Here is a 15,712-nt window from a genome sequence, read left to right on the forward strand (position 1 = left end):
GTCAGAAGTGGTCCTCAAAGTTTGCATCCTCATTCTCCTGTGCCTTTCTTTTGCAACCCCTGTGGCGGCTTTTGAAGGGTCGGCACCGCATTCACCAATTTCCTTACTCTCCCCCGGTGAGTTACAGCTAAAGCCGTCTATGGTCGTAGTGGCAGACAATGCGGCCGAGACTACCTTTTTTCAGCCGGCAGCGCGCCCCCCTACGCAGGAGCCTCCCCCCCTCTCGTGGAACACCGGCACGGGAAAAAGCTATGCAATTCCGGCTCTGGAAATTCCCGCCTTTCTCATCGGCCTCAACCTGGTGGACCGGGTCATTTATTCCGGCGACAAGGAGGACGACAAGAAGGTCTACAGCGTGAACCTCTCCACCACATGGGAGCATCTGAGGGAACAGAACTGGGTCTTCGATAAGGATCCCTTCGATGTGAACCAGTTCGCGCATCCGTACCAGGGGGCGGTAATGTACGGCCTCGCGCGCTCTGCAGGACTCAGCTTCTGGGAATCGCTCCTGTACAGCAACATGGGGAGCTTCATCTGGAAGATGGCGGGAGAGACCGACCCCCCTTCCATAAATGACCAGATAACCACCGGCAATGCAGGGAGCCTCCTCGGGGAGGCGCTCTATCGCATGGCGAACCTCGTGCTGAGGGACGGAAACGACACGCTGCACGAGGCGTCGGCCGCCCTGATCTCCCCTGCCACCGCCTTCAACCGGCACGTCTTCGGCGACCGGTTCAAGACGCTCTATCCCGATCACGACCCCGCCGTCTTCTGGCGTCTGCGCATGGGGTTGAGCCTCGACACCAACAAGGACAACCTGGGAACCACTGCGGAAATCCTCCGGCACGATGCAACCGTCGATTTCTCCATGATCTACGGCCTTCCCGGCAAGCCGGGGTACACATACCGCCGGCCGATGGATTACTTCGACTTCCTCTTCCAGCTGCGGGCGAGGAGCAGCAACCCTGTGGGAAACGTGGTGCTCAGGGGACTTCTCTTCGGGGAACGCTACGAGCTGGGGAATGACTACCGCGGCATCTGGGGGCTCTACGGCAGCTACGACTACATCTCTCCCGAGCTCTTCCGTGTCTCCACCATGGCGCTCTCCCTCGGCAGCACCGCCCAGTACTGGGTGGCTCCCGGCATAGCTCTTCAGGGGTCTGTACTGGCCGGGGTCGGTTTCGGCGCGGCGGGGCAGACTCCGACGGTGTCCGGAGAGCGTGACTACCACTACGGCGTTACCCCCCTGGCTTCCGCCTCGCTTCGTCTCATCTTCGGTGACAGAACCCTGTGCTACCTGAGCGGCAACGAGTACTATGTGAGCGGCACAGGCTCGGATGACTCGGAAGGTTCCGAACTGATCTTCCGCGGCAACATAGGCTTTACCGTCCGCGTGTACAAGCGCCACGGCTTCGGCCTGCAATACGTCTTTTCTTCACGCGAGGCGAAGTACGGCAGCCACCCCAGCATGCACGAGAGCGAAGGGAGTATCAGCATCACCTACTCCTATCTCGGTGCGTCGAAGTTCGGCGCGGTGGAGTGGAGATAGAAGCTCATGCGGCTTTCAAGGTAGGCCGGAATAAGCGGAGCGTCTCCGGCAATCATGGGGCGCATCTAGTCGCTGGCCTCGACGCCGGGAACGCCTGCGGCTTATCCCGGCCTACGACTTCAACAAAAAGAGGCCCCCGGCTGTGCCGGCGGGCCTCTTTTTCTTCCCTGTCTTTACCCGGTCGCTACATCGGGCCTTCGTTCGTCCTCGAGTACGTCCCCATAAGCTCCGTCGTAGCCAGTATGTGCGTCATCATCGCCTCTTCCAGTTGCTCCTTCCCGGCGTCCGCCTTCAGCTCCAGCTTCTGGTCCAGCGCGAAGAGCCGGAAGAAATAGCGGTGGGAACCGGAGGGGGGACACGGGCCGTCGTAGCCGTGCTTGCGGCGGGTGTTGAGCCCTTCCTTCGCGCCGAAGGGGACGGTGTGCTCCCGGATCTCCGTCGTGTCGGGGGGCATGTTCCACATCACCCAATGAACCCACAGCCCTGCCGGAGCGTCCGGGTCCTCCACAAGGAGCGCGAGCGATTTCGTCTTTGCCGGCACGCCGTGGATGACCAGGTGTGGGTTGATGTTTTCGCCGTCACAGGTGTACCTCGACGGTATCTGGGTGCCGTTATTGAAAGCAGGACTGCTCAGCTTGAACTCCATGGTGCACCTCCTCAATGGTCTATAGAGCGAGTTTACCAAGGAAAAAAGGCCCCGGCTTTAACCGGGGCCCCGAAAGCTTGTCACTGCTCAACCGACTACATGACCTTCGCGACGTCAGGGGAGACGTAGTTGCTGAACTGCTCGAAATTCTTGCGGAAACGCGCCACGAGGTTGCGCGACACCTCGTCGTATGCAGCCTTGTCCGCCCAGGAGTTCCTGGGGTTGAGGACGTCCTGCGAAACGCCGGGGCACGACTTCGGGATGCTGAGGCCAAAGACCGGGTCGAGCTCGAACTGACCGGCGGCCAGCGTGCCGTCGAGGGCGGCGTTTACCAGAGCCCTTGAGTAGGCGATCTTCATCCTGCTGCCGACTCCGGGGCCGCCGCCGCTCCAGCCGGTGTTCACCAGCCAGCAGTGCGACTGGTGCGTCCCGATCTTCTCCTTTAAGAGCTCGGCATATACCGACGGGTGCAGCGCCATGAACGGAGCGCCGAAGCAGGTGGAGAAGGTCGCCTTCGGCTCCGTTACCCCTGCCTCGGTGCCGGCGACCTTCGCGGTGTACCCGGAGAGGAAGTGGTACATCGCCTGCTCCGGTGTGAGGCGCGCGATCGGCGGGAGGACCCCGAAGGCGTCGCAGGTGAGCATGATGACGTTGTTCGGATGGTCGCCGGTGCCGGCACCGATGATGTTCGGAATGTGTGTCAGGGGGTATGAGGCCCTGGTGTTCTCCGTGAAGGAGGCGTCGTTGAGATCGATTCTCCTGGTGAGGGTGTCTATCGCCACATTCTCGAGGATGGTGCCGAACCTCCTCGTGCAGTCGTAGATCTCCGGCTCGCTCACCGGGGAGAGGTTGATGACCTTCGCGTAGCACCCCCCTTCGAAGTTGAAGATCCCCCCGTCGTCCCAGCCGTGCTCGTCGTCGCCGATGAGGCGGCGGTTGGGGGCCGCGGAGAGGGTGGTCTTTCCGGTCCCGGAGAGACCGAAGAAGATGGCTGTGTCACCGTCCGGGCCGGCGTTGGCAGAACAGTGCATGGAGAGGACCTTCTTCTGGGAGGGGAGGAGGTAGTTCATGACGGTGAAGATCGATTTCTTGATCTCCCCTGCGTAGCTCGTTCCGCCGATGATCACCAGGCGCTTCGCGAAATGTATGATGATGAAGGCTTCCGAGTTGGTGCCGTCGATACTGGGGACAGCGTGGAAGCTCGGTATGTCGATGACGGTGAACTGGGTCTTGTGGTTCTCCAGTTCCTCGCGCGTCGCCTGGATGAACATGTTGCGCGCGAAGAGGGAGTGCCAGGCCTTCTCCGTGATGATACGCACCGGAATGCGGTGGCTGCGGCTGGCGCCCGCGTAGCAGTCCTGCACAAAGAGGTCCTTCCCCTGCAGGTATGAGGTGAGCCGCCTGTACAGCGCCTCGAAGCGGTCCTCGTCGAAGGGGCGGTTTATGGTGCCCCAGTTGATCTTGTCGCGGCAGGAGGGCTCGTCGACGATGAACTTTTCATTCGCCGCGCGCCCCGTATAGTGCCCCGTCTTCACCGTCAGCGGGCCCTGGTGGGAAATCAGTCCCTCCCCCCTTTTTACGACCTGCTCGTACAGAACCGTAGTCGGGGGCGTCCAGTAGATGATATTGGCGTTGGTGATCCCGTGCTCTTCGAGACCGGTGCTTCTGGTTACGCTATTGAGATCCATGCTCATACACCCCTCCCTTTAAGGGCATCTCATGATAAGAAAACTTTTGTAAACTTAACACACGAGCCCTTAAAATCAACAAAAATGCCGTGGGCTTCCTCTAATTGACAGTAGGGGGTCCTCTGGTAATCTAATGCCGGTGCAGCGCTCCGTTTTTCCCGGGCGGAATGATCGGAGGGGCCGAAAACCGTTACCAAAGGAGAGAAACATGGGAACCTACATCTGTACTATCTGCCAGTATGTGTACGACCCCGCCCTGGGGGATCCCGATGGCGGCATAGCACCAGGGACATCTTTCAACGATCTGCCGGACGAGTGGGTCTGCCCGGTGTGTGGCGCCGGCAAGGAGGTGTTCGAGCCGGAGTGATCGCTCCAGACTCGGGGGGTGCCGTGCATCCCCCGCCTCCCCCCGCGCCCTCCTCTGCAGCACCACTCAGCCCCCCTGCATCAATTTCTTTTCTGGGTGTCTTCATCACTCCTCCACCGCACTCCAGCATGTAGTCACCGCCTCTCCACAACCCGCCACAGGAGTCCTCTTCGTATTGGTCCGGACTTATCTATAGCCTCTGCCTCAAGACATGATGATGATTGCCGAAAAGAGCGGTACTATTGCATCGCTAAATCGATGCGCGAATAGTGCTGTTTCACGGTTGGGCACGCGCAGAGACTCTTTTTGACAAAGCTTGGTCAGCGTAGTAGGCTCTCCCGCCAACCTCGCACACGTAAAGGAGTGAGTATGCCACTTAGAAAGTACGCCGGATATGCATGGAACCTGATCAGTCTTTTCGGCATGGTGATCGCGATAACAGCAGCGGGATTGATCATCGCCTTCCTTTCCTTCGAGGCGATAATCGGCATGGAAAAGCCGTACCTGGGGCTTTTGACCTATTTCCTCTTCCCGGGGATGCTCATCCTCGGCCTTCTTCTGGTGCCGCTCGGGGCATACCGCGTCAGGGAGAAGAGGCGGGCGATACCGGAGGAAGACATTCTTCCTTTCCCCCAGGTCGACTTCAACGACCCGCACAAGCGGCGCCTTTTCATCTTCTTCGTGCTGGCGACCATCGTGTTTTTGCTCATCGTCTCGGTTGCCTCCATAAAGGGGTACGAATTTACCGAGTCCACCACCTTCTGCGGCGAGCTTTGCCATACCGTCATGGAACCGGAGCATACGGCCTGGAGCAACTCCCCTCACGCGAAGGTGAAGTGCGTCGAGTGCCATGTCGGGCCGGGTGCGGAGTGGTATGTGAAGGCAAAAATCTCGGGGTTGCGGCAGCTGGTGGCGGTGGCGTTGCACACCTACTCCCGCCCGATCGAGACCCCCATCGCGAACCTGCGCCCGGCGCGCGACACCTGCGAGCACTGCCACTGGCCGGAGAAGTTCTACTTCGGCAGGCAGAAGGTCTTTGCCCACTACGCCCCCAACGAGGAGAACACCCCTCGGGAGATCGACATGCTCCTCAAGATCGGAGGCACCCCGGGGACCGCGCACAACAAGGGGATTCACTGGCATATCGGCAGCGTGGTGAACTACATCGCCACCGACAGAAAGAGGATCGAGATCCCGTACGTGGCGGTGCACGGGGCTGACGGGAAGGTGGTTGAGTATCTCGACACCGAGAAGCCGCTGACCCGCCAGCAGATCGACAAGGCAGAGAAGCGGACGATGGACTGCATCGACTGCCACAACCGCCCGACGCACATATACCGTGCACCGGGAACGGAGATGGACGAGGCCTTTATGGCCGGTCGCATCGATCGCGGTATTCCGTATGTGAAGAAGGTTGCGGTGGGCCTTCTGACCAGGCCGTACAAGTCGAGGGAGGAGGCGCAGCAGGCGATTGCCGCCGGGATGCAGGAGTACTACGCGAAGAACTACCCGCAGATCCTGCAAACGAAGGGCGCGGCGGTGCAGCAGGCGATAGCGCAGGTGCAGGAGATGTATGCCAAGAACTTCTTCCCGAGAATGAATGTGGCGTGGAACACCTATCCGAACTTCATAGGGCACTTCTATACCCCCGGCTGCTTCCGGTGCCATGACGGGAAGCACAAGTCGGCGGACGGCAGGGTGATCTCCAAGGACTGCAACATCTGCCATGTAGTCCTTGCGCAAAAGCAGGAGAACATCCCGGCAGGGACGAAGGTAAATGCGTTTGTGCATCCCGTCGACATAGGGGATGAGATCATGAAGACGAACTGCAGCGAGTGTCACTCCGCAGGGGGGCAAGACGTTCCCGGCGGAGAAAGCCACGCCGCCCGCTAGGGCGCAGGGGGGGAGCCGGAAGGCTCCCCCCCCTGTTTTTGTCCGGGCCCCGCACGAACTCCCCTTACCATCATCCCCCGATGCAGACGAAATGCAGGCCGGAATAAGCGCAGCGTTTCCGGCACAAAGCCGGCCCCTCCGGGAAGCTCTCCCAACCGCTCCCATCCCCCGAAGCCTCACTCTTACACCTCTATTAGTTTTTGCTAAAACTCCGCCAAATCACTAAAGAAAAGGGACTCCCGGTCGATAACTGGAGGGACATCTCTGGCCGCCGCGACTCCTGTATACGGACGCCGGCTGCCGGATAAACCCCGCGACAACAAAAATCCTGCGGCGCGTGCCCCAGGTTAACACGATGTAGATGGAGGCTATGACATGGCGGTCGAAACGATTGCGGTAACGACACAGTTTTTGACGTTCAAGCTGGAGGACGAGCTCTTCGCACTCGATATCGGGAAGGTGCGGGAGGTGCTCGATTTCACCACCATTACCAAGGTTCCGCAGACCCCGGAGTACATGCGCGGTGTCATCAACCTGCGCGGCAGCGTCGTTCCCGTGGTGGACATGCGCCTGAAGTTCGGGATGACCGGCGCTGAAAAGACGGTCAACACCTGCATCATCATTGTGGAGGTCGAACTTGACGGGGAGACGGTGGTGATGGGGGCGATGGCGGACGCGGTCCAGGAGGTGCTCGACCTCGAGCCTGACCAGGTGGAGCCGCCGCCGCGCATCGGAACGAAGCTCAACACCGACTTCATCCGCGGCATGGGGAAACACGGCGAAGATTTCATCATCATCCTCGATATCGACAAGGTCTTCTCCGCCGAGGAGCTGGCCTGCGTCAGCGGCCAGGATGACCGCGCGGCGTAAAAAGCGATCATAACGGCACCGGCGGCACGGCCGTCGGGCTCCGTGAACAGAAAAGGGAGGTGGCACGATGGCTACGGAGACGACAACTGAGACAACGCAGTTCCTGACGTTCAAGCTGGAAGAGGAGCTCTTCGCGCTCGACATCGGCAAGGTGCGCGAGGTCCTCGATTTCACCACCATCACGAAGGTTCCGCAGACCCCGGACTACATGCGCGGTGTCATCAACCTGCGCGGCAGCGTCGTGCCGGTGGTGGACATGCGTCTCAAGTTCGGGCTGGCGGGGGCGGAAAAGACGGTCAACACCTGCATCATCATCGTGGAGGTCGCGCTGGACGGCGAGACGGTGGTGATGGGCGCCATGGCGGACGCGGTGCAGGAGGTGCTCGACCTGCCGCCGGACCACATCGAGCCGGCGCCGCGCATCGGCACGAAGCTCGACACGGACTTCATCCGCGGCATGGGGAAACACGGCGAAGAGTTCATCATCATCCTGGACATCGACAAGGTCTTCTCCTCCGACGACCTGGCGCGCCTGACGGAGCCGGAGGACCGCGCTGCATAACGCGCACTGCTGCTAAAAATTTATAGTTTCGAGGTCAACATGAAGTGGTATCAAGATCTGAAGGTTCGGACGAAGCTCCTTTCGGGCTTCATACTCGTCGCCCTCATTGCCGGCACGATCGGCTTTATCGGTATCGCGAAGGTGCGCCTGCTGGACGAAGCGAGCACCCGGCTGTACCAGAGGGTTACGGTGCCGCTAAGCGATCTCTCCGACATCTCCACCGCCTTCCAGAGGGAGCGCATCAACATGCGTGACCTCACAGCGACCGAGGACCGGGAGGAAAAGGGGAAGATCCTGGCCACACTGAAGGGGCTGCGCCAGGAGGTTTTGGAGAAGTCCGACCGCTTCGAGAAGACGATCATCTCCGATGAGGCGCGGCGGCTCTTTGCCGACTTCAGGAAAGCGAACGAAGCCTACGGCGAAGTAATGGACCGCGTCTGCGTCCTTGCCGCCGCGAACCGCGACGCGGAGGCGGCCGCGCTGCTGGCGGAGGGGAAGCAGGTAGCTCTCCGGGAGCAGGAGCTGATCGACAAGCTGCAGGAATCAAAGATCGCCCAGGGGAAGCGAACGGCGGAGGAAAATGCCGCCACGGCGCAGGGCGCCTTCACCACCATGGCGGTCCTTGCGGTTGCGGGGGCTCTGGTGGCCATCTTCCTCGGCCTTCTCATCACCCGGATCATCACCCGGCCTCTCAACTCCTGCATAGACGCGGCAGTACGGATCGCCAGGGGTGACGTCGCGGTCTCCCTCGATACCACCTGCAAGGATGAAACGGGGCTCCTGCAAAGCGCGATGCAGCAGATGGTGGATGCCATAAAGCGCATGGTCTCCGACGTGGATCACCTCTCCCGGGAAGCAGTGGCCGGAAACCTTGCCACCCGCGCCGACGCAAAGGCGCACGAGGGGGACTTCCGGACCATCGTGGAGGGGGTGAACGGCACCCTCGACGCTGTCATCGGCCCGCTGAACGTGGCCGCGGAGTACGTGGAGCGGATCTCCTCCGGGGACATCCCCCCGCAGATCCGGGAGGAGTACCGGGGCGATTTCAACGCCATCAAGAACAACCTGAATCTTCTGATCCGCTCCACCGAGTCGATCACCGAGGGGGCGAAGGCCGTCGCCGCCGGGGACCTTACCGTTCAGCTCGCGGAGCGCTCGGAGAACGACGAGCTTATGCGCTCGCTGTCCGCCATGGTGGCGAAACTTGCCGAGGTGGTAAACGACGTGAAGAATGCCGCCGACAACGTTGCGGCAGGGAGCCAGCAGATGTCCTCCAGCTCGGAGGAGATGAGCCAGGGGGCGACGGAGCAGGCGGCTGCGGCGGAGGAGGCTTCCTCCGCCATGGAGGAGATGGCCTCCAACATCAAGCAGAATGCGGACAATGCGCTGCAGACCGAGAAGATCGCAGTGAAATCCGCAGCCGACGCCCATGAAGGTGGCAAGGCGGTCGGCCAGACGGTAGGCGCCATGAGGGAGATCGCCGGGAAAATCTCCATCATAGAGGAGATCGCCCGTCAGACGAACCTCCTGGCGCTGAACGCCGCGATAGAGGCGGCTCGGGCCGGCGAGCACGGCAAAGGGTTCGCCGTGGTGGCGAGCGAGGTGAGAAAGCTCGCCGAGCGCTCCCAGAAGGCGGCGGCGGAGATTTCGGCCCTCTCCTCCTCCAGCGTGGAGGTGGCGGAAAGGGCAGGGGAGATGCTCTCCCGCATGCTCCCCGACATACAGAAGACGGCGGAACTGGTGCAGGAGATCAGCGCCGCCTGCCGCGAGCAGGACAGCGGTGCCGTGCAGATCAACAAGGCGATCCAGCAACTCGATCTGGTGATCCAGCAAAACGCCTCTGCTGCCGAGGAGATGTCCTCCACCGCCGAAGAGCTCGCCTCGCAAAGCGGGCAGCTGCAGTCCACCATCTCCTTCTTCAGGATGGCCGGCGAGTCTGCCCCCGCGGTGCGTGGTGCTGCCCCTCTCCGGAAGGCGTCGGCACCTCCGGTCCGCCCGATCTCCAGGAATTGCGGTGCGCAGAAGGCATCCGCCGCGCAGCATGGGGTACGCCTCAATCTCGACGAACTCGATGCAGAGTTCGAACAATTCTGAACCCGGCACTGGCGTAGCATCTAGCGGGGCACGAAGCCTCCAGAAAAACCGGTCATACGGTAATCAAGGAAGAAGGATGGATTTTTTATGAAGTGGTTCAACAATCTGCGCATCAGCGGAAAGATCCTCACTGTCGTCTTTGCGCTGCTGACGCTGATGGTCTTCCTGGGCATCTTTTCCATCGTCCAGCTCTCCCGTGTCAACGGCTCCACGGTGGACATGGGTACCAACTGGCTGCCGAGCGTAAAGACACTGGGACGTATCTCCAACGTGGTAGCGACCTACCGCAGGTCCGAGCTCCTCTATCTCCTCTCCACCAAAAAAGAGGACATGGAGAAGTACGAGAAACGGATGCAGCAGGGGGGGGCGGATTACGAAAAAACGACGGCAGAATACGCAAAGCTGATTTCCTCCCCCGAGGAGAAGGCGCTTTTCGACACCTTCAACCGGCACTGGGCCTCCTACCAGATGTCGCACCAGAAGATTATGGAGCTCGTGGCCCAGGATAAGAAGGCCGAGGCAATGGAGCTGCTGCGCGCGGAGTCATCGAAGAGCTTCAATGCCTGCATGGACGCCGTTGACAAGGACGTCGCTCTGAACGAGAAGGGGAGTGATGCGGCATATCAGAAGTCGCAGGCAGTATTCCGGAGCTCCCGTATCATGATCTCCGCAGTCATCGTTGTCGCAGTTCTTCTCGGGATAGTGCTCGCGCTTGCCGTTGCCCGGGTCATAGCCCGTGCGCTGAAGGGGGGGGTGAACGCGGCGGAGAGTCTGGCGCGAGGGGATCTATCCCTCACCATCGACCACTTTTCCGCTGATGAGACGGGCCAGCTGCTGAAGGCGATGTCGGCGATGACCGGCAGCATTCGTCTCCTGGTCGAGGATTCGATCGAGCTTTCCAGGGCTGCCGTGGAAGGCAATCTCGCCACGCGCGCGGATGCCTCGAAACACGAGGGGGCATACCGCGAAGTCATCGCGGGGGTGAACTCGACGCTCGACGCGGTCATCGGCCCACTGAACGTTGCCGCCGACTACGTTGACCGGATCTCCAGGGGGGATCTCCCCCCGAAGATCACCGACAGCTACAACGGGGACTTCAACGACATCAAGCTGAACCTGAACAACTGCATCGACAACGTGAATGCTCTGGTGGCTGACGCCAACACCCTCGCCAGCGGCGCGGTACAGGGGAACCTCGCGATCCGCGCCGACGCCTCCAGGCACAGCGGCGATTTCCGCAGGGTTGTCGAGGGGGTAAACAGCACCCTCGACGCCGTCATCGGCCCGCTGAACGTGGCCGCCGACTACGTGGCGCGCATCTCGCGCGGCGACCTGCCGCCGCAGATCACGGATGAGTACCGCGGCGACTTCAGTGCCATCAAGGAGAACCTGAACCTCTTGATCCGCTCCAACGAGGAGATCGCCCGCGCAGCCGGCGAGGTCGCGAGCGGAAACCTCACGGTGGCGCTTGCGAAGCGCTCCGAGCAGGACGAGCTGATGGCTTCTCTCTCAGCGATGGTGGCGAAGCTTGCCGAGGTGGTAAACGAGGTGAAGGGAGCTGCCGACAATGTGGCGGCCGGAAGCCAGCAAATGTCCTCCAGCGCAGAAGAGATGAGCCAGGGGGCGACGGAGCAGGCCGCGGCGGCAGAGGAGGCTTCGTCCTCCATGGAAGAAATGTCCGCCAATATCAGGCAAAACGCAGACAACGCGCTGCAGACCGAGAAGATAGCGGTGAAGGCGGCAACCGACGCGGAGGAGAGCGGACACGCCGTAGCGCAGACCGTGTCTGCCATGAAAGATATCGCGGGAAAGATCAGCATCATCGAGGAGATCGCACGGCAGACGAACCTCCTGGCGCTCAATGCAGCGATCGAGGCGGCGCGTGCCGGCGAGCACGGCAAGGGGTTCGCTGTAGTGGCGAGCGAGGTGAGAAAGCTCGCGGAGCGCTCCCAGAGGGCGGCCGCGGAGATCTCGGGGCTGTCCTCATCGAGCGTGAAGGTCGCCGAGCAGGCAGGAGGGATGCTGGCGCAAATGCTCCCGGACATCAAGCGGACTGCAGAGCTGGTACAGGAGATCAGCGCCGCCTGCCGCGAGCAGGACACGGGGGCCGGGCAGATCAACAAGGCGATCCAGATGCTCGACCAGGTGATCCAGCAGAACGCAGCCGCCTCGGAGGAGATGTCTTCCACCGCAGAGGAGCTCGCTACCCAGAGCGAGCAGCTGCAGGGGACGATCGGGTTTTTTGAGGTCGGGCACACCGTCGGGCACAAGGTTGTGCAGCAACGGCGGGCCCCGGCAGCGTCGAAGGCGGCGATAAAGTCGCGCATCGCGCCGAAGCCGGCTGCCAAACCGTCGGGTGCGGCACTGGAGATGTACGAGGGTGACGAGTCCTTCGAGCATTTCTAGAAGAACGAAGTGATGTGAAAAAGGCACGTCTCGGCAAGCGGGGCGTGCCCTTTTTCTTCTTTATGGGGCGGGAAGAGAGTGCCGGCGCCGCGCTGGAGCGGAGGCATCCCTGCCTGCGATGGCGGCGTAGACGCCAAAGACGCTGCAATGTAGGCCGGATAAGCGGGCAGGCGTTCCCGGCAGTCCATCACGGACGTAGCCGTGCACCAGCGAATGCCGGAAACGCTACCGCTTATTCCGGCCTACGACTAAGCCCGCTCAACCGACGTCGCTTCGCCGCAGGAGCGCTTGAACCACCCGCTGCAGCGTGCCTGCTCCATCCTCTTTCCATACTCGTTCCGAAGGTCCGCCTTGGGAACGCACTTGGGTGCAAAGCTCCGGCTTTGCATCCGCGTCAGCGGTGAGGCATATATCCCGGCATTAGGGGAGGCGGAGCCTCTGGCGCAAGCCCGTTCCCAAGCTGGAGCTTGGGAACGAGGGACCGAGGGACTAAATCCGCGCCCCCGCGCTCCCTACCTGATGGCGGCGCAGCCGCCAAGGATGCTGCGGCACTCGCCGCAGGATACGCCGGGAAGCCTATCCTCCAGTGGCGGGAACCTCCCGGTGCAAAAAAAATGTTGGAATATCCCCAATGGAGGTGGTAGCCTAAGCCCCGTCTAATTCTCAGGCTGTCGTTGCCCCTCCTGTGCAGGCTTGCAGCTATGGTCGGGTTTCATCTCTTGCGAGGAGGCTGTTGATGCTGATTTCTGTAGCCGAAGTAGCAGCTCTTTTGCACACGAAGGAAAGTACCGTCGTCAAATGGATCAAGAAGGAGAAACTTCCCGCCACACCGATGAACGAGACGTACGTGGTGAACAGGATGGATCTCCTGGAGTGGGCCACCGAGCACGACATAAAAGTCCCCCCCGAACTCTTCACAGCCGCCGATGCCGATCTCCAATTCCCCACCTTAGCGGAAGCGCTGGAAACCGGCGGCATCCACCGCAACGTCCCCGGGACTGACAAGCTCTCGGTCCTGCGCGAGGTGGTAAGCCGCCTGAATCTCCCTCCCCAGGTCGACCCGGAGTTTCTCCTGCAGGTGCTCCTCGCCCGCGAGGCGCTCGGAACAACTGCCATCGGCGACGGCATCGCCATACCGCACGTACGGAACCCGATCCTCCTCCAGGGGCAGCCCGCGGCGGCGGTGATGCTCAACTTTCTGGAAAACCCGATAGATTTCGGGGCCCTCGACGGAAAGCCGGTCGAGATCCTTTTTCTCCTTACCAGTCCCAACGTGAAGACCCATCTCCACCTTCTGTCCAGGATCGCCTACGCCCTGCACAACGAGGGATTCCGCTCGGCGCTGAGCGAGAGGTCGGATGCGGCGGCAATCCTCGCGGCGGCGCGGTCGTTCGATCAGGGGATAAAGAACGGGAAGAACCCCTGAGGTGCCCCCCGGCAAAACGGGAGCCAAAGCGTCCCCTCCCTTTCAAGGGGAGGGACAGGGTGGGGATGGGGTAGAAAGGGGAGGGCCGTGCTGCCGGCGGCTGAGCTTTATTTCACCTGCACTCGATCCCGCGCGACGCTCCGCCAAAGATTCTTCTCAAGGCAGTGTAAAAGATCAGCGCTAAAGGTAAGGAGTTGACCGATGCATCTCCCCGGTGAAGCGTTTTCTTCTGTTGCCCTGTTGAGCTGTGCCATTTTGCTGCAAGCGGTCTCCGGCATTCCCCTGCTCTTTGCGCGTGGCTCCGGCACCGCCCAGAGAAGTGCCGCCGGACTCATGATCGCCGGCTCCCTCGCCGGTTTCCTCGGCGCCTGCTCATCCCTCGTCGGCAGGGTAAGCGCGACGTACACCCTCCCCCTGGGACTCCCCCTCGGCGCTACCGAGCTCGGCATCGACCCTCTCTCTGCATTCTTCCTCCTCCCCGTCTTCCTGATCTGCGGTTGCGCCGCACTCTACAGCATCGGTTACCGGCCCGCACAAAAGCACCCGCACGGCACCGGAAAAATGACCTTTTTCACCGGCATTCTCGCCGCGGCACTGACGGCGCTTCTCATGGCGCGGGACGGCGTCCTCTTCCTGATCGCCTGGGAGATCATGGCGGTGGCCGCCTACTTCGCCCTGACCACACAGGACGAAAAGAAGGAGGTGCGCGAGGCGGGGATCCTTTATCTCATCACGACACACTGCGCGACGCTCTTTCTCTTTGCCCTCTTCTCCTTCCTGAAGGTGGCGACCGGCTCCTTTGCCTTTCCCGCCAACGCCTCCCTCTCCGCGTACGGAGCCCTCGGGTGGTCGATCTTCTTCTGCGCCCTCTTAGGATTCGGGCTGAAGGCCGGCGTCATGCCGCTCCACGTGTGGCTTCCGTCGGCGCACGCGACCGCTCCGAGCCATGTCTCCGCGATACTTTCGGGGGTCGTGCTGAAAATGGGGATTTACGGGATGGTGCGCGTCTTCTCCTTCTTCGTAAACATTCCTATCTGGTGGGGGAGCATCGTTCTCGCTCTCGGAGCTATTTCCGCGGTGGTGGGGGTCGCCTTCGCCATCGGACAGCACGACCTGAAGCGGCTCCTGGCCTACCACAGCATCGAGAACATAGGGATCATCATGCTGGGGATCGGGGTGGCCCTGGTCGGAAAGACGGCGGACGCTCCGGCCCTCATGGCGCTGGGGATGGGAGGGGCACTGCTGCACACCCTCAATCACGCGACCTTCAAGGGGCTTCTTTTTCTCGGTGCAGGCTCGGTGATTCACGCTACGGGAACCCGGGAGATGGAACTGATGGGAGGGGTGGCCCGCCGTCTTCCCTGGACCGCGCTCACCTTCCTCGTCGGAGCTGTTGCGATCTGCGGGCTCCCCCCGCTGAACGGCTTTGTGAGCGAGCTCCTCGTGTATCTCGGCTTTTTCACCGCCACCCGCTCCCTCGATGGGGTGGCGGCGGCGCTTCCTGCGCTCGCCGCGCCGGCGCTGGCTCTTGTGGGGGGGCTCGCGCTTGCCTGCTTCGTCAAGGTCTACGGCGCCGTCTTTCTCGGCGTGCCGCGGGCGGAGGCCCACGCGGGGGGGCACGAGGCGCCTGTCACCATGCTCGTTCCGATGGGGATCCTCGCCGCGCTCTGCGCTCTCATCGGTATCGTTCCGGTGGTACTGGTGGTGCCGCTGGAAAGTGCGCTGGAGACCTTCGCGCCCTCGGTAGCGGGGGTGGCGCTCGCGGAAGTCGCCCCCTTTTCCCTGGTGTCGGTCATGGCGGTCGCGCTGGTGGGGGGCGCGCTCCTCTTGTGGTGGTCGCTGCGGAGGGGGGGGGCAAAGCTCCCGCAAGGTGCGGCGGGAACGTGGGGGTGCGGCTATCTTCGTCCCACGTCGCGCATGCAATACACCCCTTCCTCCTTCGGATCGATGCTGGTGCACTGGTTCAGCGGTGCGCTGCGACCAGAGACGCACGAGGCGAAGGTGGCGGGGCTCTTCCCGCAGCCGGCGAGCTTCGAGAGCCATGTGCCGGAAACGATGCTGGAGCGGGTGTACCTTCCCGCGCTTGCCTGGCTCTACCGCAAGAGTGCCGTGATCCGGCAGCTGCAGCACGGACGTCTCCATCTGTACATCGGCTATACCTTCGTCACGCTCGTACTCCTCATGGTGCTCACTGTCAGGTAGGGGAGGTCC

The 15,712-nt window shown here is 61.7% G+C and carries 11 protein-coding genes; 9 read left to right on the forward strand and 2 right to left on the reverse strand.

The features are described from left to right. Positions 1-139 precede the first annotated feature (139 nt). Positions 140-1,549: a DUF3943 domain-containing protein gene (locus tag LPW11_RS12800; RefSeq protein ID WP_230994267.1), complete on the forward strand. Its 1,410-nt coding sequence runs from the start codon at positions 140-142 to the stop codon at positions 1,547-1,549. Positions 1,550-1,733: 184 nt separating this feature from the next. Here LPW11_RS12800 and LPW11_RS12805 read toward each other — a convergent pair whose 3' ends face one another. Together LPW11_RS12805 and pckA are read right to left on the reverse strand one after the other, a co-directional pair. Then, positions 1,734-2,195 (reverse strand): YbhB/YbcL family Raf kinase inhibitor-like protein, encoded by a 462-nt coding sequence (locus tag LPW11_RS12805; protein WP_230994268.1) that lies wholly within the window; start codon positions 2,193-2,195, stop codon positions 1,734-1,736. Between the two features lie 95 nt (positions 2,196-2,290). Next, a complete protein-coding gene (gene pckA / locus LPW11_RS12810; RefSeq protein ID WP_230998287.1) occupies positions 2,291-3,883 on the reverse strand; it encodes a phosphoenolpyruvate carboxykinase (ATP) in 1,593 nt (530 codons plus the stop codon). A gap of 208 nt (positions 3,884-4,091) precedes the next feature. Between pckA and rd the strand changes: the two genes are divergently transcribed. The 8 genes from rd (at position 4,092) to LPW11_RS12850 (ending at position 15,703) form a co-directional block, all read left to right on the forward strand. Then, positions 4,092-4,250 (forward strand): rubredoxin, encoded by a 159-nt coding sequence (gene rd / locus LPW11_RS12815; protein ID WP_230994269.1) that lies wholly within the window; start codon positions 4,092-4,094, stop codon positions 4,248-4,250. A gap of 369 nt (positions 4,251-4,619) precedes the next feature. Continuing rightward, on the forward strand, positions 4,620-6,143 hold the full coding sequence (locus tag LPW11_RS12820; protein WP_230994270.1) for a NapC/NirT family cytochrome c: 1,524 nt from the start codon (positions 4,620-4,622) through the stop codon (positions 6,141-6,143). 375 nt (positions 6,144-6,518) lie between these two features. After that, positions 6,519-7,013 carry a chemotaxis protein CheW gene (locus tag LPW11_RS12825; RefSeq protein ID WP_230994271.1) on the forward strand — a complete coding sequence of 165 codons (495 nt, stop codon included), beginning with the start codon at positions 6,519-6,521 and terminating at the stop codon, positions 7,011-7,013. A 67-nt stretch (positions 7,014-7,080) separates the two neighbouring features. After that, the gene (locus LPW11_RS12830) at positions 7,081-7,575 is read left to right on the forward strand and encodes a chemotaxis protein CheW (RefSeq protein ID WP_230994272.1); all 495 of its coding nucleotides are present in this window, start codon (positions 7,081-7,083) and stop codon (positions 7,573-7,575) included. A 39-nt stretch (positions 7,576-7,614) separates the two neighbouring features. Continuing rightward, a complete protein-coding gene (locus LPW11_RS12835) occupies positions 7,615-9,669 on the forward strand; it encodes a HAMP domain-containing methyl-accepting chemotaxis protein (RefSeq protein ID WP_230994273.1) in 2,055 nt (684 codons plus the stop codon). Between the two features lie 87 nt (positions 9,670-9,756). Next, the gene (locus LPW11_RS12840; RefSeq protein ID WP_230994274.1) at positions 9,757-12,075 is read left to right on the forward strand and encodes an MCP four helix bundle domain-containing protein; all 2,319 of its coding nucleotides are present in this window, start codon (positions 9,757-9,759) and stop codon (positions 12,073-12,075) included. Positions 12,076-12,811: 736 nt separating this feature from the next. Continuing rightward, positions 12,812-13,501, forward strand: coding sequence for a PTS sugar transporter subunit IIA (locus LPW11_RS12845; RefSeq protein ID WP_230994275.1), 690 nt, complete (start codon positions 12,812-12,814; stop codon positions 13,499-13,501). A gap of 201 nt (positions 13,502-13,702) precedes the next feature. Beyond that, positions 13,703-15,703: a proton-conducting transporter transmembrane domain-containing protein gene (locus LPW11_RS12850; protein WP_230994276.1), complete on the forward strand. Its 2,001-nt coding sequence runs from the start codon at positions 13,703-13,705 to the stop codon at positions 15,701-15,703. Positions 15,704-15,712: the final 9 nt, after the last annotated feature.

It is taken from the genome of Geomonas sp. RF6, assembly GCF_021044625.1.
Classification (GTDB): domain Bacteria; phylum Desulfobacterota; class Desulfuromonadia; order Geobacterales; family Geobacteraceae; genus RF6.